The 24,542-nt window shown below is 72.5% G+C and carries 23 protein-coding genes and 1 tRNA gene; 14 read left to right on the forward strand and 10 right to left on the reverse strand.

Translation table 11 applies throughout. From position 1 onward, the window contains the following. Positions 1–5: 5 nt before the first annotated feature. Entirely contained in the window at positions 6–1,640 is a 1,635-nt protein-coding gene (locus C4T78_RS09885) for an amidohydrolase (protein ID WP_093355421.1), read from the reverse strand. Between the two features lie 543 nt (positions 1,641–2,183). Between C4T78_RS09885 and C4T78_RS09890 the strand changes: the two genes are divergently transcribed. The 4 genes from C4T78_RS09890 to C4T78_RS09905 all read left to right on the forward strand — a co-directional run bounded on the left by C4T78_RS09890 (position 2,184) and on the right by C4T78_RS09905 (position 6,327). Continuing rightward, complete coding sequence (locus C4T78_RS09890) at positions 2,184–3,836, forward strand: sigma-54-dependent Fis family transcriptional regulator (protein WP_491572078.1); 1,653 nt, start codon at positions 2,184–2,186, stop codon at positions 3,834–3,836. Positions 3,837–3,914: 78 nt separating this feature from the next. Next, positions 3,915–4,100 carry a hypothetical protein gene (locus C4T78_RS09895; RefSeq protein WP_093355424.1) on the forward strand — a complete coding sequence of 62 codons (186 nt, stop codon included), beginning with the start codon at positions 3,915–3,917 and terminating at the stop codon, positions 4,098–4,100. 15 nt (positions 4,101–4,115) lie between these two features. Further along, positions 4,116–5,225: an NDMA-dependent alcohol dehydrogenase gene (locus tag C4T78_RS09900; protein ID WP_093355426.1), complete on the forward strand. Its 1,110-nt coding sequence runs from the start codon at positions 4,116–4,118 to the stop codon at positions 5,223–5,225. 226 nt (positions 5,226–5,451) lie between these two features. Then, positions 5,452–6,327, forward strand: coding sequence for a substrate-binding domain-containing protein (locus tag C4T78_RS09905; protein ID WP_093355429.1), 876 nt, complete (start codon positions 5,452–5,454; stop codon positions 6,325–6,327). Positions 6,328–6,358: 31 nt separating this feature from the next. Here the strand turns inward: C4T78_RS09905 and C4T78_RS09910 are convergent, their stop codons facing one another. Further along, on the reverse strand, positions 6,359–6,940 hold the full coding sequence (locus C4T78_RS09910; RefSeq protein ID WP_093355431.1) for a TetR/AcrR family transcriptional regulator: 582 nt from the start codon (positions 6,938–6,940) through the stop codon (positions 6,359–6,361). A gap of 113 nt (positions 6,941–7,053) precedes the next feature. Here C4T78_RS09910 and C4T78_RS09915 point away from each other — a divergent pair, with 113 nt between their 5' ends. Together C4T78_RS09915 and C4T78_RS09920 are read left to right on the forward strand one after the other, a co-directional pair. Then, positions 7,054–8,289 carry a cytochrome P450 gene (locus C4T78_RS09915; protein ID WP_235863678.1) on the forward strand — a complete coding sequence of 412 codons (1,236 nt, stop codon included), beginning with the start codon at positions 7,054–7,056 and terminating at the stop codon, positions 8,287–8,289. A 3-nt stretch (positions 8,290–8,292) separates the two neighbouring features. Beyond that, the gene (locus C4T78_RS09920; RefSeq protein WP_093355436.1) at positions 8,293–8,484 is read left to right on the forward strand and encodes a ferredoxin; all 192 of its coding nucleotides are present in this window, start codon (positions 8,293–8,295) and stop codon (positions 8,482–8,484) included. Between the two features lie 14 nt (positions 8,485–8,498). Here C4T78_RS09920 and C4T78_RS09925 read toward each other — a convergent pair whose 3' ends face one another. From C4T78_RS09925 to C4T78_RS09950, 6 genes are all read right to left on the reverse strand, one after another. After that, positions 8,499–9,329 carry a universal stress protein gene (locus tag C4T78_RS09925; RefSeq protein ID WP_093355828.1) on the reverse strand — a complete coding sequence of 277 codons (831 nt, stop codon included), beginning with the start codon at positions 9,327–9,329 and terminating at the stop codon, positions 8,499–8,501. Positions 9,330–9,661: 332 nt separating this feature from the next. Continuing rightward, positions 9,662–9,877 (reverse strand): MbtH family protein, encoded by a 216-nt coding sequence (locus tag C4T78_RS09930; protein WP_309599268.1) that lies wholly within the window; start codon positions 9,875–9,877, stop codon positions 9,662–9,664. 32 nt (positions 9,878–9,909) lie between these two features. Continuing rightward, positions 9,910–11,013, reverse strand: coding sequence for a 3-deoxy-7-phosphoheptulonate synthase (locus tag C4T78_RS09935; protein ID WP_093355833.1), 1,104 nt, complete (start codon positions 11,011–11,013; stop codon positions 9,910–9,912). 303 nt (positions 11,014–11,316) lie between these two features. Continuing rightward, complete coding sequence (locus C4T78_RS09940; protein ID WP_093355439.1) at positions 11,317–11,784, reverse strand: hypothetical protein; 468 nt, start codon at positions 11,782–11,784, stop codon at positions 11,317–11,319. Next, positions 11,781–13,208, reverse strand: a complete 1,428-nt coding sequence (locus C4T78_RS09945) for an ATP-binding protein (protein WP_093355835.1) — start codon at positions 13,206–13,208, stop codon at positions 11,781–11,783. Before C4T78_RS09945 ends, C4T78_RS09940 begins: the two co-directional genes overlap by 4 nt. Beyond that, positions 13,208–13,882, reverse strand: a complete 675-nt coding sequence (locus tag C4T78_RS09950; protein WP_093355837.1) for a response regulator — start codon at positions 13,880–13,882, stop codon at positions 13,208–13,210. Before C4T78_RS09950 ends, C4T78_RS09945 begins: the two co-directional genes overlap by 1 nt. Positions 13,883–13,989: 107 nt before the next feature. On the opposite strand from C4T78_RS09950, the gene C4T78_RS09955 reads away from it, so the two are divergent. Continuing rightward, positions 13,990–14,655: a DUF6518 family protein gene (locus C4T78_RS09955; protein ID WP_218161646.1), complete on the forward strand. Its 666-nt coding sequence runs from the start codon at positions 13,990–13,992 to the stop codon at positions 14,653–14,655. Here C4T78_RS09955 and C4T78_RS09960 read toward each other — a convergent pair. Next, a complete protein-coding gene (locus C4T78_RS09960) occupies positions 14,639–15,295 on the reverse strand; it encodes a phosphatase PAP2 family protein (protein WP_177247685.1) in 657 nt (218 codons plus the stop codon). The two genes, C4T78_RS09955 and C4T78_RS09960, sit on opposite strands and share 17 nt — an antisense overlap. Before the next feature lie 89 nt (positions 15,296–15,384). On the opposite strand from C4T78_RS09960, the gene C4T78_RS09965 reads away from it, so the two are divergent. After that, positions 15,385–15,480, forward strand: a tRNA-Sec gene (locus C4T78_RS09965). 87 nt (positions 15,481–15,567) lie between these two features. After that, positions 15,568–18,330 (forward strand): DEAD/DEAH box helicase family protein, encoded by a 2,763-nt coding sequence (locus C4T78_RS36345; protein ID WP_093355443.1) that lies wholly within the window; start codon positions 15,568–15,570, stop codon positions 18,328–18,330. Between the two features lie 8 nt (positions 18,331–18,338). On the opposite strand, the gene C4T78_RS09975 is transcribed toward C4T78_RS36345, so the two are convergent. Then, positions 18,339–19,565, reverse strand: coding sequence for a C39 family peptidase (locus tag C4T78_RS09975; protein ID WP_235863680.1), 1,227 nt, complete (start codon positions 19,563–19,565; stop codon positions 18,339–18,341). Positions 19,566–19,771: 206 nt separating this feature from the next. On the opposite strand from C4T78_RS09975, the gene C4T78_RS09980 reads away from it, so the two are divergent. The 5 genes from C4T78_RS09980 to C4T78_RS10000 all read left to right on the forward strand — a co-directional run bounded on the left by C4T78_RS09980 (position 19,772) and on the right by C4T78_RS10000 (position 24,516). After that, entirely contained in the window at positions 19,772–20,701 is a 930-nt protein-coding gene (locus C4T78_RS09980; protein WP_093355448.1) for a glycoside hydrolase family 16 protein, read from the forward strand. 380 nt (positions 20,702–21,081) lie between these two features. Further along, positions 21,082–22,119, forward strand: a complete 1,038-nt coding sequence (locus C4T78_RS09985; RefSeq protein ID WP_235863681.1) for a DUF1214 domain-containing protein — start codon at positions 21,082–21,084, stop codon at positions 22,117–22,119. Further along, entirely contained in the window at positions 22,116–23,261 is a 1,146-nt protein-coding gene (locus C4T78_RS09990; RefSeq protein ID WP_177247686.1) for a sulfotransferase family protein, read from the forward strand. The genes C4T78_RS09985 and C4T78_RS09990 overlap by 4 nt, the downstream gene beginning before the upstream one ends. Then, the gene (locus tag C4T78_RS09995) at positions 23,258–24,040 is read left to right on the forward strand and encodes an SDR family oxidoreductase (RefSeq protein ID WP_093355456.1); all 783 of its coding nucleotides are present in this window, start codon (positions 23,258–23,260) and stop codon (positions 24,038–24,040) included. Before C4T78_RS09990 ends, C4T78_RS09995 begins: the two co-directional genes overlap by 4 nt. Beyond that, positions 24,037–24,516 (forward strand): SRPBCC domain-containing protein, encoded by a 480-nt coding sequence (locus C4T78_RS10000; protein WP_093355459.1) that lies wholly within the window; start codon positions 24,037–24,039, stop codon positions 24,514–24,516. The genes C4T78_RS09995 and C4T78_RS10000 overlap by 4 nt, the downstream gene beginning before the upstream one ends. Positions 24,517–24,542: the final 26 nt, after the last annotated feature.

The following is a 24,542-nucleotide window of genomic DNA, read 5'->3' on the forward strand; positions in this document are numbered from 1 at the left end:
GGCGGTCATTCCCGGAAGGTGCAGCGACCGTCGAGGTAGGTCTCGCGGACCGGGATGTCGCCGATCTCCTCCGGTGGCACGGCGTGCGGATCGGCGTCCAGCACGACCAGGTCCGCTCGCTTGCCGACCGCCAGCGATCCCACCTCGTGCTCGGCGAACAGCTGCCAAGCCGCATCGATGGTCTCGGCGCGCAACGCCTGCTCGACCGTGACCCGGTACTGCGGCCCGATGACGCGCCCGCTGCGGCTGGTGCGGGTCACCGCCGCCTGGACGTTGCGCAGCGGTTCCGGCGGTGTGACGGGCGAGTCGTTGTGGAAGGAGATCGGCACGCCCGCCTCGATCGCGGCACCCGCGCACGTCCACGACTCGGCGCGGGCCCCGAACAACCCGTCCACCAGCACGTCGCCCCAGTAGTACAGGTGGTCGACGAAGAGGCTGCAGGTGACGCCGAGCTCGGCGGCGCGCCGGTACTGCTCGGGCGTCATGGCGCCGCAGTGCTCCAGCCGCAACCGCGCGTCGGTGCGCTCCGGGTGCGCGGCGAGCGCTTCGCCGAACACGTCCAGCACCATCTCGACCGCCACGTCGCCGTGCACGTGGCAGGCGATCTGCCAGCCCAGCGGGAAGTAGGCGCCGACGATCTCGGTGAGCTGCTCGCGGGTGTAGTTGGCGCCGCCGCGGTGGCCCGGTGGCAGGCCCATCGAGCGGGTCTGCGGGGTGTCGAGGTACGGGAAGCTGGTGGCGATGTTGCCGACCCACGGGGAACCGTCGGCCCAGATCTTGATCCCGATCTGCTGGAACATCGGGTCGTCGCGGTCCTGGCCCGGGCGGACGTCGGTGCGCTTCTCGGGGACGCTCACCTCGTAGACGCGCATCCGGACCTTCGCCGCTCCGGAGCGGTAGAACTCCTGAACGCGTTCGCGGGCGTCCCGGCGGAATCCCAGGTCGGCGACGGTGGTGATGCCCGCCCGCGCCAGCCGCTCCTGCTCGTGACCCATCAGGGTGGCGAAGTTGTCCGCATCGGGCGGGCGGATCGCGCCGCCGAGCAGCATCGCGGTCGCGGGTGCCTCGAAGGCCGCGCCGGTGGGGTTGCCCGCCGCGTCGCGCTCGAACCTGGAGCCGGGTGGATCCGGGGTGTCCCTGGTGATCCCGGTGCGCTCGAGCGCCGGGGTGTTGCACCAGGCGCTGTGCCCGCTGTTGTGCATCACCGAGAGCGGTTGGCCGGGGCTGAGCTCGTCGAGGAGCGCCCGGTCGATCGGCGGCAGGCCCTCCTGCAGCAGCGGGTCCCAGCCGAACGCGCCCAGCCAGGCACCGGGCTCGGCGGCGGCCACCGCCGTGCGCAGCCTGGACAGCACCTCCTCGGCGCTCGCGCAGGTCACCGGGCGGATGTCGAGGACGTCCGGACCGTTGATGACCATTTCCAGAGTCGGGTGCCCGTGCGCCTCGACGAAGCCCGGCAGCACGGTGCGACCGTCGAGCCTGACCACCCGGGTTCCCGGCCCGCACCACCGCTGGACCTCCTCGTCCCCGCCGACCGCGCTGATCCGGCCACCGGACACAGCGAGCGCGGTCGCCCGCTGGTGGTCGCTCGTCATGGTGAGCACGTTCCCGCCGATCAGGGCGAGTTCTGCTTCGGGTGCCATCGGCCGCCTCCCGGTTGGAACGGAACACCACCGATCCTCGTTGCCGACCTGGCGGATCGCACCCCGACACCACCGGCACCGCCCGAACGACCGGCGCGGGTGCGCGGACGCCTGATCCGTCCACACCGGACCCACCACCGTCCGAAGTAGACAAAACTGCGGCACCGCGACGTCCGCTGCACGCGCGCGAAAGCGGGCACCGCCTCGGCCGCGCGCACGATCGACCCGTTACGGCCGGGTCGCCGGATTCCACCGGCCCGGTCACCCATCAGGCACAAGCCCGCGAGGGCGGTCGGCCGCGCGCTCAATCACCCGGTCGGCCCATCGGTCAGCACTCGGGAACCGCCGCCTCCGGCGGTTTCCCCTGTTCGCAGCCCATGCCGCGAAGGCGCGCGCACCTGCCCCCGCCGCGCTCCGCCGGCGCTGCGGCCGCGCAAACGGACGCAGGGGCTTGATCCACGCGTCGGCGGTCGCACATAATCCGTCGTTAACTTCCGTTAACCGGGTGGGCCGGACCGCGGGTGGTCCACCTCCGCGCATCGCCTGGAGGACGCGGTGAACGCAAGCACTGCACAGGCCGGCCGTGCGACGCGCGCCGAGATCGAGTCGTCCTGGCGGCGTGCCAGCATGAGCGGCCTGCGCCCGGAAGCAGCGCTGGACCGGCTGAGCATCGGCGAGTTCGACCCCCGCAGCCGGCTCCTGGTCGCCACCGCTCCGGTGCTGGACGAGCTGACCGACCGGCTGGCCGGGACCACCTTCTGCATCGCGCTCGCCGACAGCACCGGCCGGATCGTGGACCGCCGGTTCACCGACCCGCGCACCGAACGGGCGCTCGACCGGATCAGCGCGGTCCCCGGCGCGCAGTACACCGAGGAGAACGCGGGCACCAACGCGCTGGGCACACCGCTGGAGACCATGCGCGGCGTCACCGTGCACGGGCGGGAGCACTTCGTCGAGGCGTTGAAGGTGTTCAGCTGCTACGGCCACCCGATCCGCAATCCGGTGACCCGGCGGATCGAAGGCGTCCTGGACATCACCGGTGTGGGCCCCGAGGCGAACCCGCTGTTCGCACCGCTGATGCAACGCGCCGTGGAGGACATCGAGCAACGCCTGTGGGAAGGCGCGCGGCAGGCGGAGAGAAGGCTGCTGCAGGCGTTCCAGCACGCCGCCCAGCGGCGGTGCCGGGCGCTGGTGGGCTTCGGCGACGAGCTCGTGCTGACCAACCGGGCCGCGCTCGACCTCCTCGACCCCTCGGATCACGCCGTCCTGCGCGACATCGCCTCGGCCGCGCCCGGTTCCGGTGAGCTCGCGCGCGAGCTGGTGCTGGGATCCGGCGCACCTGTCACCTTGCGCGCGCACAAGGTCGGCGGCACACCGGACGGCGTGCTCGTCGAGCTGACGCCCCGCGCGCGAACCCGGGTGCCGCGCCGCCGCACCGGGCCACGGTTGTCCACACTGGACAGCAGGCTCGCGGAGCTGCGCACGAGCGGCGAACCGGTGCTCATCGCCGGTGAACCGGGCTCGGGCCGAACCCGCGCGGCGCACCTGGTCGCCGGTGCCCGCGCGGACGTCCTCGACGCCACCGACCTCGTCGTGCTGGGCGAGCGGGAGTGGGCCGAGCGGCTCGACTCGGCGACCGCGGAGGCACTGGTCGTCGAGCGGATCGAGCTCCTGCCCGAGGCGTTGTGCGCGCGCCTGGCCCGCCGGCTCGCGGAGCGGCCGCGCGTGGTGCTCACCTCCGCGCCGCAACCCGATCTGCCCGCCGCGGTGCGCAGCGCCGCCGCGCTCTGCCCGGCCCGGGTCGACCTGCCGCCGCTGCGCAACCGGGACGACGAGTTCGCCCGGATCGCCCACGCGATGCTCGCCGAGGTCCGGCCGGCGGCGCGGATCGCGCCGAGCGCGCTCGAAGCGCTGATCGCGCAGCCGTGGCCGGGAAATCTGCGGGAGCTGCGGGGAGTTCTCCGCGCGACCGCCGAGAAGCGCACCGCCGGTGACATCACCATCCACGACCTGCCCGCCGCCTACCGCAACACCGGGCGCTCCGCCCGGCTCAGCGGCCGCGAGCGCGCCGAACGCGACGCCATCGCCGAAGCGCTGCGGATCACGGGCGGCAACAAGGTGCACGCCGCGCAGCGCCTGGGCATCAGCCGCACCACCCTGTACAGCCGGATGCGGGCCTTCGGCCTGCCGCGCTGAGGTGTTCAGAAGTTGAACAGTTGACCGCCCGCCCCGACCGGAATCCTGGGCCGGGTCACGACGACGTGAGGAGGCCAGGTGGCAGCGGTCGACGACCTCGCCCGGAACGCCCCGGCCGCCCACGAGCAGATCCCCCCGGAGCCCGGAGCCGAGGACCTGGCTCCCGCATCGCGCTGCCGTTCGGCGGTTTCGAGCCGAGCGGTCGAGGGCGTGCACTGGGAGCCGAAGCCATCGACCGCTGGATCAGTCACCGTCGCGCTGTAGATCGGAGGCCGGAAGTTGAAGACGAAGGCAGCAGTTCTGCGTGATGTCGGCAAGCCGTTCGAGATCGTCGAGCTGGACCTGGACGGGCCGCGGGAGGGCGAGGTGCTGATCAAGTACACCGCCGCCGGGCTGTGCCACTCCGACCTGCACCTCACCGACGGCGACCTGCCGCCGCGCTTCCCCATCATCGGCGGCCACGAGGGCGCCGGGATCATCGAGGAGGTCGGGCCGGGCGTCACCAAGGTCGCGCCGGGCGACCACGTGGTGTGCAGCTTCATCCCCAACTGCGGCACCTGCCGCTACTGCTCCACCGGCAGGCAGAACCTCTGCGACATGGGCGCGACGATCCTGCAGGGCTCGATGCCCGACGGGACCTTCCGGTTCCGCGACGGCGGCGAGGACATCGGCGCCATGTGCATGCTCGGCACGTTCTCCGAGCGGGCCACCATCTCGCAGCACTCGGTGGTCAAGGTCGACGACTGGCTGCCGCTGGAGACCGCGGTCGTGGTCGGCTGCGGCGTGCCCAGCGGCTGGGGCACGGCGGTCAACGCAGGCGACGTGCGCGCCGGTGACACCGTGGTCATCTACGGAATCGGCGGGCTGGGCATCAACGCCGTGCAGGGCGCGGTGCAGGCCGGTGCCAAGTACGTCGTGGTGGTCGACCCGCTGGAGTTCAAGCGGGAGAAGGCGCTGGAGTTCGGCGCCACGCACGCCTTCGCCGACGCCGACGAGGCGCAGGCGAAGATCACCGAGCTGACCTGGGGCCAGGGCGCGGACGCGGCGCTGATCCTGGTCGGCACCGTCGACGAGACCGTGGTGGCCAAGGCGACCGCCGCGATCGGCAAGGGCGGCACCGTGGTGATCACCGGCCTGGCCGACCCGGCCAAGCTCACGGTGCACGTCTCCGGCGCTGACCTGACGCTGAACGAGAAGACGATCAAGGGCACGCTGTTCGGCTCGGCCAACCCGCAGTACGACATCGTGCGGCTGCTGCGCCTCTACGACGCCGGGAAGCTCAAGCTGGACGAGCTGATCACCCGCCGCTACAGCCTGGAGCAGGTCAACGAGGGCTACCAGGACCTCCGGGACGGCAAGAACATCCGGGGCGTCATCGTGCACGACTGAGCCGTTCGGCAGGACGAGCCGGACGACGGCTCGCCCAGACGGTGCGCGGATCGGCCGGTCCGCGTGACGCACAAGGGGGGCCGGGCCCGCCGCGCGACTCCGAGCCGCGCGGCGGGCCCGCTGTGCTGGTTCAGGGACTGGTAAGGGAGTCGTCCGCCACCGAACACGATCTCGTCCGCGAGCACCGGGATACTGGTCGTCGACGCGATCTCGGGAGGACGACGAGATGACCGGTGGAACCAGGACCGCGCCCGGGCGCCGGACGCTGCGGGAGACCATCACCCTGGTCTGCGTGCTGGCCCTGGTCCCGCTGGCCCCGGCCGCCGTGCTCTCGGTGCGCGTCGTGGAGCGCCTCTGGTGCGCCGACGGGGAGCTCGTCGTGGTCGGCTCGGCGCTCTACGCTCCGATCCTGCGGCAGGCGGCCGACGACTACACCGCGGCCTGCCCGGACAGCCGCATCCTGATCGACACCGGCGAGTCGGCCGAAGGGCTGCAACGGCTGGCCGACGGCGCAGCGGCGCGCGACGGCTCGCCCGAACTGCTGGCCGTCTCGGACGGCCCGCGCGGGCACGGACTGCCGCACCTCCGCGAGAAGCTGTTCGCCTCGGCCGCTTTCAGCCTGGTGGTGAATCCGGAAGCCGGCGTGACCGACCTCTCCCGGCAGCAGATCAGCGACATCCACGCCGGGCGCATCACCTCGTGGGCGCAGGTCGGCGGCAACGACGTGCCGATCTCTCCTGTCCGCCACGACGACAGCACGGCACGGCGCATCCTCGATCACCGGATCCTCGGCAGGCCCGAATCAGCCGGTTCCCGCTGCGAGGACGCACCGGCCTGCGCGCCGCGCGCCGACGGCGAAGTGCTGCGCGGTATCGCCGCGGATCCCGGTGGTCTCGGCTGCGCCGAGGCCGAAGCGGCCGCCGAGCACCCCGGCGTCCGCCCGCTCCGGATCGACGGCGAGCTCGCACCGGAGGAATCCACCGACCTGGGCCGGTATCCGTTGCGGCAGGCCGGATTCGCCTACGTCCGCGAAGACGCCGCACTCACATCGCTGGCGACGAGCTTCCTGAACTACCTGGCGAACAACCCGAGCGACCGCTGATCGATCCCCGGGCCGGGCCCGGAATTGCCCGTCACAGGCGGAATTCCGCTCCGGCGACGGCCGCGTCGATCATGCCGAGGAGCGCCGATTCGAGGTCGCGGCGGACCTCCGGTTCCAGGTCCGGCGGAGTCCAGACCGGGCGGGCGGCGATTCCGTCGGCTGCCGCCAGGATCACCCGCTGGGCGGTGAGCGGGATGCCGTCGGCTTCCATGTCGCGCTGCCACCGCCGCTCGTCGGCCCTGGACATCTCGAGGATCTCCGGCACCGTGAGGAGCTGGGCGATGAGGCTGAAGCGCTCGATGACCTCATCGCCGTCGAACGGGGCGAGGTTCGCCCGGACGTAGGCGCGCGTGAGCCGTCCGGGGGTGCCCTCGGGATCGGCGATCTGCTCGTGCACGCAGTCGCGGAAGCCGTCGAGCTGCTCCTGGGCCAGCGCGATGAGCAGGGCCTGCTTGCTCGCGAAGTGGTACACCAGGCCGCCTTTGGAGATCCCGGCGTGGCGGGCGATGACGTCGAGCGTCGCGCCGACGCCCTGCGTGCTGATCACCTGCGCGGCGGCGTCGAGCAGCAGCCGACGAGTGTCCTCGGGAGTCCGTCCGGTTGTGCGACCCATGCGCCCATTCTTCCCGTCGCCCGCTGGAGGACGAGCACCAACCTGGAAACTGCACTGACTAGTCAGTACAGTTCATGGCGTAGCCATCACGCCCGGACGAAGGAGCGGATCGGATGCCCCACGACCACCCAGCACCGGCCCCGCAATGCCCGATGGGCGCAGCGCCGGACGTCCCGCTGTTCCTGCGCCGCGACGGCTTCGACCCGGCGCCGGAGATGGCCGCGCTGCGCGAGGAGGAGGGCGTTCGCCTCGTGCCCTCGATGTTCGGCACTCCCGTCTACGCGGTCACCCGGCACGAGGCGGTGAAGACCGTCATGGCCGACACCAGCCGGTTCAGCGTCGCACCGCGCGAGGAGGAGTTCGGCATGTCGGCGCTCACCGAGGAGGAGCGGGCGCGGGTGGTGGCGGGCAACCTGCTCGGTCTCGACGCGCCCGAGCACACCCGGCTGCGGCGGATGCTGACCTCGGAGTTCACCGTGCGCCGCATGCGCGGGCTCCAGCCGCGCATCACCGAGATCGTCGAGGAGCACCTCGACGCGATGGCGGCGGCGGGCCCGCCCGCGGACCTCGTCGCCGACTTCGCGCTGCCGATCCCCTCCCTGGTGATCTGCGAGCTGCTCGGCGTCCCCTACGCCGACCGCGCGGAGTTCCAGGAGCGCACCGGCAGGCAGCTCGACCTGTCGCTGCCGGAGGAGGAGCAGGCCGAGCTCCTCCGGGACAGCCGCGCGTACATGGCCGGTCTGGTCGCCCGCGCGCAGGCGCGGCCCGGCGAGGACATGCTCGGCATGCTGGTCCGCGAGCACGGCGACGAGCTGACCACCGACGAACTGGTCGGCATCGCCGAACTGCTGCTCGCCGCCGGTCACGAGACCACCTCCAACATGCTCGGGCTCGGCACGCTCGCGCTGCTGCGCCACCCCGACCAGCTCGCGCTGGTCCGCGACGATCCCACGGCCGTCGCCCCGGCCGTCGAGGAACTGCTGCGCTACCTCAGCATCGTGACCGCGGGCGTGACCCGCACCGCGCTGCGCGACGTCGAGATCGACGGCGTCCCGATCCCGGCGGGTTCCGCGGTGGCGGTGGTGCTGGCGACGGCCAACCGCGACCCGCGCTCGGTCGACGACGGCGAGCGGCTCGACGTCACCCGCACCGCTGCCGGGCACGTCGCCTTCGGGCACGGCCTGCACCACTGCCTCGGCGCGCCGCTGGCGCGCATGGAGATGCAGATCGCCTTTCCCGCGCTCCTGCGGCGGTTCCCGGGCCTCGCGCTCGCGGTGCCCTGCGAGGAGGTCGCGTTCCGGCCGCACCACTTCATCCACGGCCTGCGCTCGCTGCCGGTGAGGTGGTGAGGGATGCGGATCGAGGCGAACCGCGATGTCTGCGTCAGCGCGGGGATGTGCGTGCTGAACGCGCCCGAGGTGTTCGACCAGGACGATGACGGCGTCGTCGAGCCGCTCGTGGCCGAGGTGCCCGCGGAACATCTCGACGCCGTCACCCGCGCCGTGCAGGTGTGCCCGTCGGGCGCGCTGCGGATCAGCGGATGAGCCTGCCCCACCGGCTACTGCGCGTCGGCGCAGAGCACCGCCACCGGGCACCGGGCGCGGCGGAGGACGCCGGAGGCGACCGAGCCGAGCAGCAGGGCCGCGAGCGGGCCCCGGCGGTTCCGGTGGCCCACGACGAGGAGCTGGGCTTCGCCGGCCATCTCGCTCAAGGCCGCCACCGGATGGCCGCGCGGGGTGTGCCTGCGCACGAGGACTTCCGGGTACTTCTCGCGCCAGCCCGTCAGCTGGTCGCCGAGGCTGCGCTCGGCTTCACCGCGCGCCTCGGCCAGCTCCTCCGGTGGCGCCAGCACGACCGAGAACTCCGCGCCCGGTGCCTCCCACACCTGCATCACCGCGAGTTCGGCCCGGCGGGCGGCGGCCACGTCGAAGGCGAACCGGAGGACCTGCTGGCCGTGCGGGGAGCCGTCCACGCCGACCAGCACCGGCCCGGCGCTCTCCCAGTGCTCGTGCACGACCACGACCGGGCAGCGGGCGTGGGTCGCGACCTTGGTGCTGATCGAGCCCAGCAGCATCCCCGCGGCCGCGGTGCGGCCTCTCGCGCCCAGCACCACGAGCTGGGCTCGGGAGGAGCACCGGATCAGCTCGGCCGCCGGGCGACCGCGCGCGATCTTCACGCTGATCGCGGTATCGGGGTCCGCGTCGCGGAACCGGTCCGCGATGCCCTCCACCACGTCTTCGAGCACGCCGTCCCGGGACGGGTGGTCGTTGATGACGACGGCGTGCACCTCCGCTCCGCGCAGCGCGGCTTCGCCGACTGCCCACGCCAGCGCGTCGACCGACCGCTCGGAGCCGTCCACGCCGACGAGCACGGGTCCCCCGGCCAGCATGCGACCTCCTCCACGACCAGTCGAACCGGACAAATCATCCGGTTCAGGATCGCAGGACCGGGCCGACTCACGCGCGCTGTGCGGGCCTGAGCTGCGGTTCGGCCGTGCTGGGTGCAGGACCGCACCGATCACCGCGATGCCGAGGCCGCGCACCAGCAGCGCGTCCGCTTCGAGGGTCGCCAGTTCGGCGAGCGGTGCGATGAGCGCGATGCCCGCCAGCACAGCGGGCCGATCGGCGGGTTCGCCACGGCCAGTCGGCAACGCCGCCGATCAGCGGTCCCAGCACCGGCGAGAGAGGTGCTGCACCCGCCCCGCTTCGGCGTCCGCGCGCGTCATGCCGTTGCCTCCCCCGTCGCCACCCGCAGGCTCTTCGGCCGCAGGTCGGTCCAGTTCGCCCGCACGTGCTCCAGGCACGCTTCGCGGGACTCCGGCCCGAACACCCGCCGCCAACCCGCCGGGACCTCGGCGAACTCGGGCCAGAGCGAGTGCTGCTCCTCGTCGTTGACGAGCACCAGGAAGGCGCCCTCCGGATCGTCGAACGGGTTCATGCTCACCTCTTTCGACCAGTGCTCGCCGCGGCTCACCGGTTCCGCCTGCGGCGCACTGCTCCGGCGAGCACTCGCAGGCACTCCGCGGTCGTCGGCCAGTCCAGGCAGCCGTCGGTCACGCTGACGCCGTAGCGCAGCGGTTTCGCCGCGATGTCCTGGCTCCCGGCGCCCAGGAACGACTCGACCATCACGCCGCGCAGACCGCGGTTGCCCGCGGCGACCTGAGCCGCCAGGTCCTGGACCACGCCCGGCTGCCGCCGGTGGTCCTTCCCGCTGTTGCCGTGCGAGGCGTCCACCACCACGCCGGTTCCCAGTCCCGCGGCGCGCAGCTGGTCGAGCGTCGCGCCGACGGACCCGGCGTCGTAATTCGGCTGCGCACCACCGCGGAGCACGACGTGGCAAGCCGGGTTTCCCGCGCCGACCACGGCGGCGGGCGCGCCGTTGCCCGCCACGCCGGGGAAGGTGTGGGCGGCCCGCGCGGCGCGCACCGCGGCGATGGCGACCTCCACGTCCCCGGTCACGGCGTTCTTCATGCCGACCGGCATCGGCAGCGCCGAGGCGAGCTGGCGGTGCGGCTGGGAGGCCACCGTGCGCGCGCCGAGCGCGCCCCACGAGACCAGGTCGAGCACGTAGGGGGCGAGGAACGGGTCCACGAACTCGTAGGCCAGCGGGAGCCCGGAAGCCGCCGCGCGGACCAGGAATTCGCGCCCGATCGCCAAACCCGCGGCCAGATCGCTCCCGCCGTCCAGGTGCGGATCGTGCAGCAGCCCCTTCCAGCCGACCGAGGTCCGCGGCTTCTCCAGGTACGCGCGCATGACGACCAGCAGGTCCCGGTCGTGCGCGGCCGCGGCGCTCGCCAGCTCGTGGGCGTAGTGCAGCGCGGCGTCCGGGTCGTGCACCGAGCACGGCCCGACGATGACGAGCAGCCGGTCGTCCGCGCCCTCGACGATCTGCCGCACGGCGCGGCGGTGCGCCGCCACCTGGGCGCGCAGGTGCTCGTCGCGCGGGAACCGCTCGGCCAGCTCGGCAGGCGCGGGCAGCGGCCCGAGCACCCGCGCCGAGCCGTCCGGCCACGCCAGCGCGGGCGGTTCGGCCGCGACAGCGGGCAGTTCGAGGGGTAACGCGGATCCAGCCATGCCGGCGAGCTCCTCCTCCGTCGTGAGCGCTCCCGCGGTCGGCACCACGAGCCCGGCCGACCGCTTGGGTTAGCCTAACCTAAGCACGTCGAGGATCGAGCCCGAGTGATCGAACGAACAAAACGGGCCGGGCGGGGGTAGTCCAGTGTGGACGAAAGGGGCCCGCTTCGAGAACGGCAGCTCAGTGCCCGTGAGCGTTTTCGGGTGCTATGACACCCCAAAGCACTCACGGGCACTGGACGGCGGGAGGCGGAGGCCGTCGCGTGGGCCGAACCGTTCACCCAAGCGGCGCTCCCTGACTCGTCACCGCAGCGGGCACACCACCGGGCCGCTGCCAGCGCCGACGCCGATGATCATCACTTGCCCGCCGTCGGCGGCGGCCGTGCAGGCGATCTGGTCGACGGCCAGCGCGGACAGCTGCCTGGGAGGCGCTGACACGGTGACCACCGTGCGTCCGGAGACGTCAGCGGTCACCGTGAACGGCGCTGCCTCGGCCGGCACCTCGGTGGTGAGCCCGCGTTCGCGCTCCTCCTCCGTCGGGCCTCGAGCCAGCATCGCCAGCGCTTCGGCACGCGACATCGGTCCCGCCGAGCGGACGATCCGCGCGAGCCGTCCGTCCGACACCAGGTACAGGGAGGTGAAGGTCGCCGGTGCTGCCACGGCACCGCTCGGCGGGGAGGAACCGTAGATGATCCCGCTCGGCTGCACCCCGCAGCCGGCCAGCACCAGCAGCGCACCGGCGACGAGCACCGCCCGAAGCGCTCTCGTCATTGGCCGCCTCCGTTCCGGGCCCGGCGCGGCAGGCGCAGCGTGAACACCGCTCCACCAGCCGGATCGTTGGCCGCGAACAGGTCGCCCCGGTGCTCGCCGTCGCGGTGCAGGGCCGCGTTCTCCCGCGCGATCGCCAGGCCCAAGCCGCTGCCCTCCGAGCGCGCCCGGGCCACGTCGGCCTTGTAGAAGCGGGCGAACACGTGCGGCAGCACCTCCGGATCGAGCCCCGGACCGCTGTCGCGGACCTCGACGGTGGCCCAGTCCTCGTCCGCGCGCAGCCGCACCGACACCGGTGCGGCGCCGTGCCGCAGCGCATTTCCCACCAAGTTCGCCACGACGACGTCCACCCGCCGCGGGTCGACCACCGCGGTGACCTCGGGGAGATCGGCGTCCACCTGGTCGGTCCAGCCGCGCGTGCGCAACGTCGCGCGGACCAGCGCGGCGAGGTCCACCTCGTCCAGGGTCAGCGCGGCCGTGCCGGAGTCGAACCTGCTGATCTCGATCAGGTCGTTCACCAGCCGCCCCAGGTTGTGGATCTCCTGGCTGACCAGCCGGGCGGCGGCGCCGAGTTCGTCGGGCAGCCGGTCGGCGTCCTCGTCGAGCATGTCGGTCACCGGCGTCACCGCGGCCAACGGCGTGCGCAGCTCGTGCGAGACGTCGGCCACGAAGCGCTGGGCCTCGGCCTTCATCTCGCGCAGCTGCGTCACGTGCCGCTCCAGCTCCGCGGCCGTCTCGTTGAAGGTCCGCGCGACCTGGGCCAGCTCGTCGTTGCCGCGCACGGATATCCGGGTCTCCAGATCGCCGCTGCCCAGCCGCTGCGCCGCATCGCTGAGCTCGCGGACCGGGCGCAGCACTCCGCGCGCGGCGAACAGCGCCAGCACGACCGCCAGTCCCAGCGCGGCTCCGCCGATGCCCCAGGACTGGATGGCGAGCGATCCGATGTCCTCCTCCTCGGCCATCAGATCGCGCACGGTGTAGACCTGGATTCCGGACGGCTGGACCGAACCGTCGGCGTTCACGACCATGAGCGGCACGCCGGTGACCAGAATCGGCACCCCGCGCGGCCGAATCCGCTGCCAGACGATCTTGCCGCGGTCCACTTCCCGCCGCAGGTCCGCCGGGATCAGCTGCACCGGGAAATCGTCGCGCGAGCGCTCGTCGCCGCAGAAGGCGATCGCGGAGGTGTTCCGGTCGCGCACCACGTCGGCGATCTCGCCCAGCTCGACCGGGCCCGGCGCCGGGTTCCGCAGCGGGTACAGGGTTTCCAGCCGGGTCGTGGTGGCGCGCACCGAAGCGTCCTGGGACTGCTGGAGCACCAGGTTGCGCGCCTGCACGTAGCTCACCCCGGCCACCGCCGCCGCGGTCACCACGCTCAGCAGGCCGAACGCGATCAGCAACCGGGTGCGCAGCCCGAACAGCCGGATCACAACGGCCCGAACCGGTACCCGAATCCGCGCACCGTCTGCACGTACACCGGAGTCGCCGAATCGTCCTCGATCTTCGCGCGCAAGCGCTGCACGCACGCGTCCACCAGCCTGGAATCGCCGAGATAGCCGTGGTCCCACACCGATTCCAGCAGCTGCTGGCGGCTGTGCACCCGGCCCGGCGTCGCCGACAGCTCCAGCAGCAGGCGCAGCTCGGTCGGCGTCAGGCCGATCCCGGCGCCGCGCTTGGTCACCACCAAGCCCGCCCGGTCGATGGTCAGCTCGCCGTGCTGCTCGGCGGACTCCTGCTCCCGACCGGCGCGCCGCAGCACCGCGCGGATCCGCGCTTCGAGCACCCGGGCCTGCACCGGCTTCACCACGTAGTCGTCGGCGCCCGCTTCCAGGCCCGCGACCACGTCCACGTCGTCGCCGCGCGCGGTCAGCATGATGATCGGAACCAGGCTCTCGGCCTGGATGCGGCGGCACACCTCGAAACCGTCGATGCCGGGCAGCATCAGGTCCAGCACCACGACGTCCGGCCGGTCGGCGCGCAGCCGCTCCAGGCCCAGCTCGCCGGTGCCGACCGCGTCCACCCGGTGCCCCTGCCTGGTCAGCGCGAGTTCGAGGCCCTGCCGCACCGCCGGGTCGTCCTCGATCAGCAGCACTCTGGGCACGCCGTTCAGTATCACATCGGCCTCCGGGGCTCTCCCGCCGACCACGCACCTCCGCGGTCAGCACTGCTCGGACACCGTTGCGGGGACGGTGCGCAGGACACCTGACGATGCGTGGGAAGCTGCCGCACGTGCACGCAACCGAGATCCCCGGTCAAGCCGCCCAGCGGCATCTGAGCGCGCTCGCTGTCGCCGTGGCAGCGGGACTCGCCCTGGGTGCGCTGACCGCCTTCGGGCAGCAGTGGCTGCCGGAATCGCTCGCCCCGCTCGCCAATTCCGCGAGTTCCTGGGCGCTGACGGCGTTCCTGGTGGCGCTTCTCGCGACTCGCGACGGAGTGGCGGCCGCGTCCGGTTCCTTCGTGCTGGTGTGCATGCTGATCGGGTACGTCGTCGCCAACCAGCTCCGGGGATATCCGTCCTCGTCGGGTTTGCTGATCTTCTGGGGCGCGGCGGCGGTCGTGGTCGGCCCGTTGCTCGGCCTCGGCGCGCACTGGTTGCGGCATCGGCGAGGAGCGCGCGCGGCGCTGGGTGGCGGTGGAATCAGCGGAGTGCTGATCGGCGAGGGCGTCTACGGACTGCGCTACATCGCCGACACCACACCGCCGTCCTATTGGTGGGGCCAGATCGCAGTCGGGCTCCTCCTGCTCGCAGCGGTGTCCGCATGGCGCCTGCGCCCGTGGCGCACCACCGCGCTGGGCGCGCTCACCACCGCGAGCGTGGCGGTCGCGTTCGTCTTCCTGTACAGCCATGGTGGAACACTCATTTCCCTGCTGTGAAGGCGTGGTCAGCGGTTCGTCCGGGAGCGGGCGCGTGCCGCTCCGTCGCCCACGCGGCCGCGCAGCCGAAGGCCGCTGCCAGCAGCACGGCTCCCACCACATCACTGAGCCGGTGCCAGCCCGCGGTCATCGTCGCCGCACCGACGGCGGCCACCCCCGCCGCGCCGGGCACGGCGAACCACCACCGCACACGAGGCGGGAGCACGAGCAGGAAGGCGATCAGCAGCGCGGCCGCCGCGGTCACGTGGCCGCTCGGGAAGCTGTTGTGCGTCGTCGAACCGGCGATGTCGAGGTCGGGACGGGGCAGCACGAGCTTGAGCAGCCGGGAAGCGACGATCGACGCTGCGAACGCGATCGCACCGGCGAGCCCGGCCCGCCACCGGCCGCAGAGCGCGCCCACGACGAGCGCAGCGGTGAGCAGACCTGCCAGCACCAGCGGATCTCCGGTGATGGCGAGCAGCTCCACCGCCTGCGCGTAGGCGGGGCTCCCCCGGTCCGCCCGGTCCAGCAGCTGCTGGTCGAGCAGCTGGCCGGACGGGGTCCACACGAACAGCGCGCAGCTCGCTGCGAGACCGATGACGCAGGCCGCGGCCAGCAACGGCAGTGCCGCCCGGAGCGGGCGCGGTGAATCCAGTACCACCAGGTCAGCATCGTCCGGCGATGTCCGCGCCCGGTGCCCGCCATGTCATGGTTCTGTCACAACCGCGCCTTCCCCCTATCCTCGGCGCTGGAGGTGTGAGGGCGCCTGGTGGCCCCCGCGGTCTTCAAAACCGACGTGGCCGAGTACCTCGGTCAGGCGGGTTCGATTCCCGTCCACCTCCGCCAACAACCGTTGAACGGTGCCGTGGGAGGGCTGGACGACGAGCGCCGGCTGGAGAACTAGGCTGGCGCGGTGCGGATGCGGGTTTCGAGGTGACCGGTTGGTCCGGCCTGGCGCCGGCGTTCACCTGGCGGAAGTCGCAGCAGCACCTGCTCGGGCTGTGCTCGCACGTCACCGACCGGCGGTGGCACCTGTGCGCGCCGCCGGGTTCCGGCAAGACGCTCATCGGACTCGAACTGGCTCGTCGGCTCGGTGAACGCACCCTCGTGCTCTCGCCCACCACCGCCATCCGCGACCAGTGGCGCAGTTCCGTCGCGCTGTTCGGCGGTGATCCGGGCACCTTCGCCCGCACCGACCTCGACGGCCCGGCGCAGCTGCACTCGGTGACCTACCAGCTGCTGGGCAATCCCGGTGCGGCCGAACAGGAGCTGAGGGAGGCGGCCCGCCGGCTCTGGACCGCCGAGGTCGCCGCGGAAATCGGGGCGGAGGCTGCCGCCGAGCGGATCAGCACGGTCGAACGGGATGATCCGGCGCGCGCCAAGCGGGAGCTCAACCGGCACGTGCGCGCGCTGCGCCGGTCGTTGAGCACCGGCGAGCACGCCGGGCTGCGCCCGGAGCAACTGCTCGGCCCGGGGCCTGCCGCGCTCATCGACCGGATCGCCGGGATGGGCATCGGCTGCCTGGTGCTCGACGAGTGCCACCACCTGCTCGACTGGTGGGCACTGGTGGTGAACGCGCTGGTGGAGCGGCTGGAAGCGGTGGCGGTCATCGGCCTCACCGCGACGCTGCCCGATCCCGACACCGCCCGCGAGAAGCTGAACTACGCGGGCCTGCTCGGCCCGGTGGACGCCGAACTGCACCTGGCCGCGATGGTCGCGGAGGGCGGTGTCGCGCCGTGGCGCGACGGGGTGCGGGTCGCGGAGCTGGAGCCCTCGGAAGCCGCGTTCCTCGACACCTGGTCCGATTCCTTCGCCGCCGAGCTGGACGCGGTGCTCCTGGAGGACGCGTTCATCACCTGGGCCGTCGCGCACATCGAGTCCGCGGCGGCGGATTCGCGGGAACGCGTGACCGCCGCGTGGGACCACTTCTGGGATCGCGATCCGCTGCTCGCCGCTGCGGTGGCCAGGTGGTGGTCGGCCCGGGGCATGGCGTTGCCCGCCGGGTTCGACCCACCGGCGGAGGCCGACGCCGGAGCGCCGCTGTCGCTGGACGACCGGCTGCTGCTCGCCGATGCCTGGCTGCACGCACCCGACGGCGCCGTCCCGCCGCCCGCTCGCGAGGAGCTCACGCGGATCTTGCGCAGGCACGGCGTCGCCGTCACCGCCGCGGGCCTCCGCTGGACCCGGTCGACCGCGGACATCGTGTGCTCGCGCTCCTTAGCGAAGGGCCGCGCCGCCGGTGAGATCCTCGCCCGGGAAGCCGCGGTTCGCGGCGACCGGATGCGGGCGCTGGTCGCGGTGGAGCGCGATCGGGCCACGAGCCCGCCCGCCGCGCTCCGCGCTTACCTCGGCACCGACGCCGGAACCGCCGCACGAGTGCTCGCCGCGGTGTGCGAAGCCGGAGAAGTGGTGCAGCGCGGCGTCATCTGCGTGACCGGACGCGGCGCGTGGTGCGATGCGCTGGGCGCCGACCGGATCCAGCGCGCGATCAACCTGTCCACAACGGACGGTCGGTGGGTCGACTCCCGGGGCTGCGACATCCCCGCTGCCGTCGAGCTCGTCGGCCGCGGTGCGGCGTGGGAACCGGCGCACTGGCTTCGCGCCGCACGCGCAGCGCTCGAGGACGGCGCCGCGCACACGCTGGTCGCGACCCGCGGGCTGGTGGGCGAGGGCTGGAACTACCCGGGGCTCAACGTGCTGGTCGACCTCACCGAAGTCGCCAGTCCCACCGCGACGACGCAGCTGCGCGGCCGGGCGCTGCGCATCGATCCGGACGCTCCGCACGAGGTCGCATCGCTGTGGGACGTGGTGATCGCGCACCCGACGGCGCACGGCGACTGGAGCAGGTTCCGCCGCCGCCACGCCCGCTGGTGGGGCCCGGACGGGGACGGCGGCATCGTGACAGGTGCCCGCAAGGTCCACCCGCGCGCCGCTGACGCGACTCCGCCGCCAGCGCACCAGCACGCAGCCATCAACGCCGAGAGCGCGGCGCTGGTCGCCGATCGCGCCGGAACCCTGCGCGACTGGGCGAACGTGGCAGCCGACGGCGTCGCGACCAGCGAGCTGCGGTTCGCGCCGCGGCGCAGGCGACGGGCGGTGCGGATCCGGCGCCGAGGCTGGCGGCGCGCCGGTGCGGGCACGGCCGCGCTGGGCAGCGCGGCGACAGCGGCTGCTTCGGTGGCCGCGCAACTGCCGACCGCCGTCGCACTGGCCGGCGCCGTCGGCGCAGCAGCCGGGCTGCTCGCCGTCTTCGCACGCGGCAGAACCCGTTCCCAGCAGCAGACCGCCGGCCTGCTCGGCGAAGCGGTCGCCGCGGGGCTCGCAGCCTCCGGCCAGCCGGGACTGCGTCGCGCTGCGGTCACCACCACGTCCACCGATGACGGTGTGACCGCGCTGATCAGCGGCGTCGACGACGATGCCGCGCAGCTGTGGGCCGATGCCTTCGAGGAAGCGATGGGGCCGCTGGGCACTCCGAGGTGGCTGATCGCCACCGAGCACCGCGCGTGGCGGGTGCCGCGCCCGGCGAGCACGACGAAGGCGCAGGCCACCGCGTTCGCCACCGCCTTCAGCCGCTACGTGCCGGGAACCCGGCTGATCCGGGCGGGCACTCCAGAAGCCACCGAGCTCACCCTCCGCGCTGCGCGGGAACGGCCGCACCAGATCGTGCGCACCCTGCGCTGGCGCAACCCGCGCTGATCCGCGGCTCAGAAGGCGCGGCCCGGCGGGGTGATGACGTAGGCGATGCCGCCGGATCCGCTGGCCACCTCGCCGTCGGCATCGTGGCGCTTGGTGCGCAACCAGACGTTCTCGAACTGCCTGCGCGGGTAGACGTTGCGCACCGAAGGATCGTCCGAGGACGCCGGGTCGTTGACGACGACGTCGCCGTCCTCGGTGAATCCGACGACGACCAGGATGTGGCCTTCGGTGCCGTAGCCCGCGCCGTCGAGCTCGTCGGCGCGGAACGACTGCGAGGTGATCAGCGGGATCCCGCGGCGGATGTACTCCTCGGCCTCGGTCAGCGAGCGCAGGCGGGTGACGTGCGCCTTCAAGCCGTGGGTGGCGGCGTAGGCGACGTTGAACGACCAGTTGCCGGTTCCGTCGTAGGCGTGGTCGAAGGTCTGCCGGGCGGCGTGGTCCACGGTCCGGTCCGGGTGGTCCGCGCCGATCCAGGCGAGGTCCTGCTCGGACGGGTGCTCGCCCCAGTATTCCACCACCATCTCGGTGGAAGCCGGGCTGCACCAGGCCTCACCGCCGCCGCCGTACTCCGGGAAATGTCCTTTGTGGATGTTCTGCGAGTAGCGCGGCACCGCCAGCTCGACGCCGCGCGCACCCGGCTCCGAGGCCGGCACTTCGAACCGGTCGGGGATCGCCGAGGTCATCGCGCCCACCATCGACACCGAGGGCGATGCCGAGGTGCCTGCGGCGCGGTGCAAGGTGACGCGCAGCTGGTACCCGGCCAGTTCCTCGCCCGGGTTCGCGGTGAAGGTGTCCACGCTGACCGTCCCGTGCGCGTCGGACTGGCCGCCGACGCTGGTCCGGTGGATGTCGGCATCTCCCGATGCCCACCGGCCCATGACGTACCAGCCGGTGTCGGCGCCGCCGGTGGTGCGCCCCCGCATCTCCACCTGAACCCAGGTGCCCGGCGGCGTCGAGGCGTTCCACGAGGTCACCAGCTGGGTGGCGGGGAAACCGGTGCGGTGCGGCGGCGAGGTCCACCTGGCGTAGTCGTAGTCCCTGGCGCGGCCGTCCGGCGACGGGTGCTGGACGGTGCCGACCGGGACGCCGATCCGGATGCCGTCGCCGACGACGTCGATCCCCTCGGCGGTGCCCGACCGGAAGGCCTGGCCGGAACTCCACTCGTGGAAGCCGACCTGCTCCGCGGGCGGCCCGCAGCCGACCGCCGCCAGCGCCAACGCCCCCACGACAGCCATGAGCACGATCGTCCTGCGCATGCCGTTACCCCGTTCGCATCCCGAAGAACCCAGGTTCGCACGCCACGCCCGCGGCGGCGGGTCCAGCGTCCCATCGGCGCAGTCCCACTACGCCTCCCGGCGCATCCGGTGCGACCGGTGAACGGTGCCCGGCCGGACAGCCGTGTTCCACCGAAGCACCCGGACACAACACCGCGGAGGATCACGTGACAACACGGCAGACGCGGCGTCGCATCGCCGCCACCACCCTCGCCATCGGCGTGAGCATCGCCGCCATCACCATCCCGCCCGCAGCTGCGGACATCCCGCCGCCGGAGGACGGCTGGACGCTGACCTTCGGCGACGACTTCACCGGCGGCGCGGGCGCACCGCCCTCCCAGGACTGGATCGTCGACACCGGCACCTCCTACCCGGGCGGCCCGGCCAACTGGGGCACCGGCGAGATCCAGACCTACACCGACGACCCGGCCAACCTCGCCCAGGACGGCAACGGGAACCTGCGGATCACCCCGCTGCGCGACGGCGCGGGCGGCTGGACCTCGGCGCGGATCGAGACGCAACGCGCCGACTTCAAAGCCGCCGAAGGCGGTGCGGTCCGCATCGAGGCGCGCCTGCAGGTGCCCAACACCACCGGTGAGGCCGCGCTCGGGTACTGGCCGGCGTTCTGGGCGCTGGGCTCGCCGTACCGCGGGAACTACTGGAACTGGCCCGGGATCGGCGAGTTCGACGTGATGGAGAACGTCAACGGCAAGAACGAGACGCACGGCGTCCTGCACTGCGACGTCAGCCCCGGTGGCTCGTGCAACGAGACCGAGGGCATCGCGGGCAGCAGCCCGTGCCCCGGCGAGACCTGCCAGGGCGGTTTCCACACCTACCGCTTCGAGTGGGACCGCACCGGTGAGGTCGAGGAGCTGCGCTGGTACGTCGACGGCCAGCAGTTCCACTCGGTCAGCGAGTCGCAGATCAACCCGCAGGCGTGGGCGAACATGACCTCCCACGAGGGCTTCTTCCTGCTGCTCAACGTGGCGATGGGCGGCGCCTTCCCGGACAAGGACGCCGGTTTCGCCACGCCGACCGCCAGCACCGAGCCCGGCCACCCGATGCTGGTCGACTACGTCGCGGTCTACAACCGCTGACAAAGCCCCGCGGCCCGGGGGCACACCCCGACCGTCCCCGGGCCAGGGCTCCGCGTTCAGCGGTTCTGCCGACCGAACCGACCAAGCACTCCAGGCCGACGCGGTTCATGAGCCTCCGCGCGATGGGCGCCGCAGGGAGTCTTGACCAACGCTCTCCTTCGCGTAGCGTGAAGCTAGAACGCGTTCTACCTGGAGGCGTCATGAGCAACCCCGCATCAGCCCCGCCCCCGCCCAACCGCATCTCAGGGGACCGTGACGCGACCCAGCCACAAGAAACCCCGAGAACGCAAGCTCAACCCCAAAACGCAACCACCGCTGAAAATCCCGGAGAGGCGGAGCAGTGGCGGGAGTTCTGCCGGGCGCTGGAGAAGGCCGGTGAGGTGCTGCTTCGCGACAGCGCCCCGGACACCCCGCTGGACCGCGCGGAGGGCTTGCGCTACCTGGCCCGCCTCACCCGCGAGATGCTCTACACCTGCGTGGACAACGCCGACCCGGACTTCCCCCGGCTGCACGAGCCGGACCTGGTCAAGATCGGTGCCGACAACCCGGACAACGTGTACCTGTCGGCGAACATCCGCGGTGACCGCAGCTACCGGATCACCGGGCGGCGCGGCAGCATCGCGTACTTCAGCATCGGTTCCAAGGCCAACCGGTACGCCAAGGACGGCACCATGGCCTCCACCGGCGAGCTGACCGACGCCGACCTGGTCGTCGAACCGGACGGCACGGTCGAGATCATCGCCAGCGCGACCGAGCAGGGCCGCAACTGGCTCCCGCTCGCGCCCGACTCCACCGGCCTGGTGGTGCGGCAGACCTACCTGGACCGCGCCACCGAGACGCCGGGCCAGTGGCACATCGAGCGGATCGGCGCCCCGGCCGAGCCACCGCCGCTGACGCCGGAGTTCATGGCCGGTGCGCTGCGCCGGGCGGCGCTGGCGGCGCACGGCACCGCGGCGACCTTCGCGGGCTGGGCCGAGCTGTTCACGACCCGGCCCAACGAGCTGCCGGACTTCGGCCAGAACATGTTCCAGCGGGCCGGTGGCGACCCGGAGATCCACTACCTGCACGGCTACTGGACGCTGCGTCCGGACCAGGCCTGGCTGATCGAGGTGGCGGTGCCGGACTGCCCCTACTGGAACTTCCAGCTGAACAACTGGTGGATGGAATCGCTGGACCACCGCCGCCGGATCTCGGTCAACAAGCACACCGCGACCGTGCGCGACGGGCAGCTGACGATCGTCGTCGCGGCCCGCGATCCCGGTGTCGGCAACTGGATCGACACCTGCGACCACCGCAGCGGGACCGCCCTGCTGCGCTGGCTCGGGGCCGACGAGCACCCGGTCCCGCGATGCCGGGTGGTGGACCTGGAATCGCTGGCAGCCGGACGCATCACGCCGAGCACCGGGGAGGGCCGATGACCGCACAGCTGCACGTCGACGACCTGCTGGCCGCCGCGCGGGACAAGGCCGGGCTGTCCGAGTTCGGCGACGACTGGTTCCTCGAACCCCTCGGAGTGCTGGTGCGCTCGCTCAACGAGGAGGCGCGGCTGTCCGGGCTCGGCGCGGAGATGACCCGCCGCAGGCTCACCGCGCTGCTGGTGGACCGGTTGCGGCTGCGCGCTCTGCAACGCGAGCACCCGGAGGTCCTCGACGTCGAGCCGGTGGTGGCCGGGGTGATCTGCGGCCTGCCGCGCACCGGTTCGACGCTGCTGCACCGGCTGCTGGCCACCTCGCCGAAGCTGACCGCCACGCTGTCCTGGGAGACCTCCTACCCGATCCCGTTCCCCGGCGAAGGACCGGACGCGCCCGAGCGCAAGCACCGCGCGCAGCAGCGCATGCGGGCGTTCATGGAGCTCTCACCGGACTTCGGCGACATCCACACCGTGCAGTGGGACGGCCCGGAGGAGGAGGTGATCCTCGTCGACCGGTCGTTCACCTCGATGAGCTTCGACTCGTTCTACTGGGTGCCCGGTTACGGCGACTGGTTGCGCGCCGCCGACCAGCGCAACGCCTACGCGGAACTGCGCCAGTGGCTGCAGGTGCTGCAGTGGCAGGACCCGGCGCGGGCGGGCAAGCGGTGGGTGCTGAAGTCGCCGCACCACCTGACCGCCGTGGACACCGTGCTGGACACCTTCGACGGCTGCCGGATCCTCATGACGCACCGCTCGCCGCTGCGCGCGGTGCCGTCCTACGCCTCGATGGTGCGCACGATGTCCGCGCAGTACAGCGACGCGACCGATCCCGTCGCGATCGGCCGGTACTGGAGCGAGCGGTTCGCCACCTGCCTGCGGGAGTTCGGCGCGGTGCGGGCGAAGCGGCCGGACCGGTTCGTCGACGTCCGGTTCGACACCATGCTGACCGAGCCGGTCGCCGGCGCCCGCCGCGTGCTGGAGGCGCTGGGCCTGCCCGCCGACGAGGCCGACGACGCCGCGTTCGAGTCCTACGTGGAGCGCGATCGCCGGGAGCGGCACGCGGCCCACTCCTACACCGCGGCGGACTTCGGGCTCTCGCCCGAGCAGCTGAGCCGGGATTTCGCGTTCTACCAGGAAGGGTTCTCATGATGCTCGACGGCGAAGTGGTGGTCATCTCCGGCGTCGGCCCGGGACTGGGCGCCCGGCTGGCGGCAGGTGCCGCGGCCGAGGGCGCGAAGGTCGTGCTGGCGGCCCGGTCGACGGAAGTGGTCGACCAGGAGGTGCGGAAGATCACCGACCTCGGCGGCGAAGCGCTCGGCGTCTCCTGCGACGTCCGGAAACCCGACGAGGTCGACGCGCTGGTGGCCGCCGCCGTCGACCGGTTCGGCACGATCACCGGGCTGGTCAACTCCGCCTACGGCCACCCCGGTTTCGGCGACCTGCTCGACGCCCCGGAGAAGGCCCTCCGCCGCACCATGGACATCATCCTGTTCGGCGCCCTGAACATGACCCGCGCCGTGGTCCCGCAGATGAAGGCCGCCGGTCGCGGCTCGGTGGTCAACATCGGCACGATGACCACCCGCAAGCCGATGCGCGGCGACGGCGGCTACGCGGTGGCCAAAGCGGCGATGACCGCGGCGACCCGCTCGCTCGCGCTGGAGCTCGGCGAGCACGGCATCCGGGTCAACCAGGCGGCCATGGGCTGGCTGGACGGACCCGGTGTGCGCTTCCACCTGAAGATGACCGCCGAGCAGCGGGGAATCTCGGAGCAGGACGCCTACGACGAGATCGCCGCGCGCAACCCGCTGGGCCGGATCCCGACGGACGAGGACTGCACCGGCCCGGTGCTCTTCCTGCTGTCCCGCTACGCCTCCGAGGTCACGGGAGCGACGCTGGACGTCAACGGCGGCGAGTACATGCCGGCATGAGCAGCCCCGCGCCGATCCCGCCGGACGGCACCACGATCGAGTCGGTCACCGTCGAAATCAGCGCGCCCGCCCGGTTCGTGTGGGACGTGCTCGTCGACTTTCCCGGCTACGACCGGTGGAATCCCTTCACGGTGCACGTGGAGACCTCGCTGGAGATCGGGTCGCCGATCGCGCTCACCCTGCCGAACGCGGACGGCTCGGCGGGCACGTTCGTCAGCCGCGAGCACATCCGGGCCGTCGACCCGCCGCGCCACCTGCGCTACGACACCGGCGAGGAGATCCCCGGCATCTTCTCGGTCCGCGACCAGTGGATCGAGCCGCTCGGCGAGAACCGCTGCAGCTACCGCACCGTCAACACGTTCAGCGGCGAGCACGCGGCGGCGATGCTGGAGACGATGGGCCCGTGGCTCAAGGCCGGATTCGACTCCGTCGCCCGCGCGTTGCGGAAGCGGGCCGAAGAGCTCTGGACGGGGTGAGGCGAGGCCGAGGGCCGCTGCGGACC

The sequence above is a fragment of the Saccharopolyspora kobensis genome (genome assembly GCF_900108315.1).
Lineage (GTDB): Bacteria > Actinomycetota > Actinomycetes > Mycobacteriales > Pseudonocardiaceae > Saccharopolyspora > Saccharopolyspora kobensis.

Excerpts from the sequence above, each read along its gene's own strand:
- C4T78_RS09905 (WP_093355429.1), top strand. The coding sequence starts at position 5,452 with ATGACCGGTGGAACCAGGACCGCGCCCGGGCGCCGGACGCTGCGGGAG.
- C4T78_RS09920 (WP_093355436.1), top strand. The coding sequence starts at position 8,293 with ATGCGGATCGAGGCGAACCGCGATGTCTGCGTCAGCGCGGGGATGTGC.
- C4T78_RS09925 (WP_093355828.1), bottom strand. The coding sequence starts at position 9,329 with ATGCTGGCCGGGGGACCCGTGCTCGTCGGCGTGGACGGCTCCGAGCGG.
- C4T78_RS09935 (WP_093355833.1), bottom strand. The coding sequence starts at position 11,013 with ATGGCTGGATCCGCGTTACCCCTCGAACTGCCCGCTGTCGCGGCCGAA.
- C4T78_RS10000 (WP_093355459.1), top strand. The coding sequence starts at position 24,037 with ATGAGCAGCCCCGCGCCGATCCCGCCGGACGGCACCACGATCGAGTCG.
- C4T78_RS09910 (WP_093355431.1), bottom strand. The coding sequence starts at position 6,940 with ATGGGTCGCACAACCGGACGGACTCCCGAGGACACTCGTCGGCTGCTG.
- C4T78_RS09990 (WP_177247686.1), top strand. The coding sequence starts at position 22,116 with ATGACCGCACAGCTGCACGTCGACGACCTGCTGGCCGCCGCGCGGGAC.
- C4T78_RS09940 (WP_093355439.1), bottom strand. The coding sequence starts at position 11,784 with ATGACGAGAGCGCTTCGGGCGGTGCTCGTCGCCGGTGCGCTGCTGGTG.
- C4T78_RS09930 (WP_309599268.1), bottom strand. The coding sequence starts at position 9,877 with ATGAACCCGTTCGACGATCCGGAGGGCGCCTTCCTGGTGCTCGTCAAC.
- C4T78_RS09975 (WP_235863680.1), bottom strand. The coding sequence starts at position 19,565 with ATGGCTGTCGTGGGGGCGTTGGCGCTGGCGGCGGTCGGCTGCGGGCCG.
- C4T78_RS09955 (WP_218161646.1), top strand. The coding sequence starts at position 13,990 with ATGCGTGGGAAGCTGCCGCACGTGCACGCAACCGAGATCCCCGGTCAA.
- C4T78_RS09885 (WP_093355421.1), bottom strand. The coding sequence starts at position 1,640 with ATGGCACCCGAAGCAGAACTCGCCCTGATCGGCGGGAACGTGCTCACC.
- C4T78_RS09915 (WP_235863678.1), top strand. The coding sequence starts at position 7,054 with ATGCCCCACGACCACCCAGCACCGGCCCCGCAATGCCCGATGGGCGCA.
- C4T78_RS09995 (WP_093355456.1), top strand. The coding sequence starts at position 23,258 with ATGATGCTCGACGGCGAAGTGGTGGTCATCTCCGGCGTCGGCCCGGGA.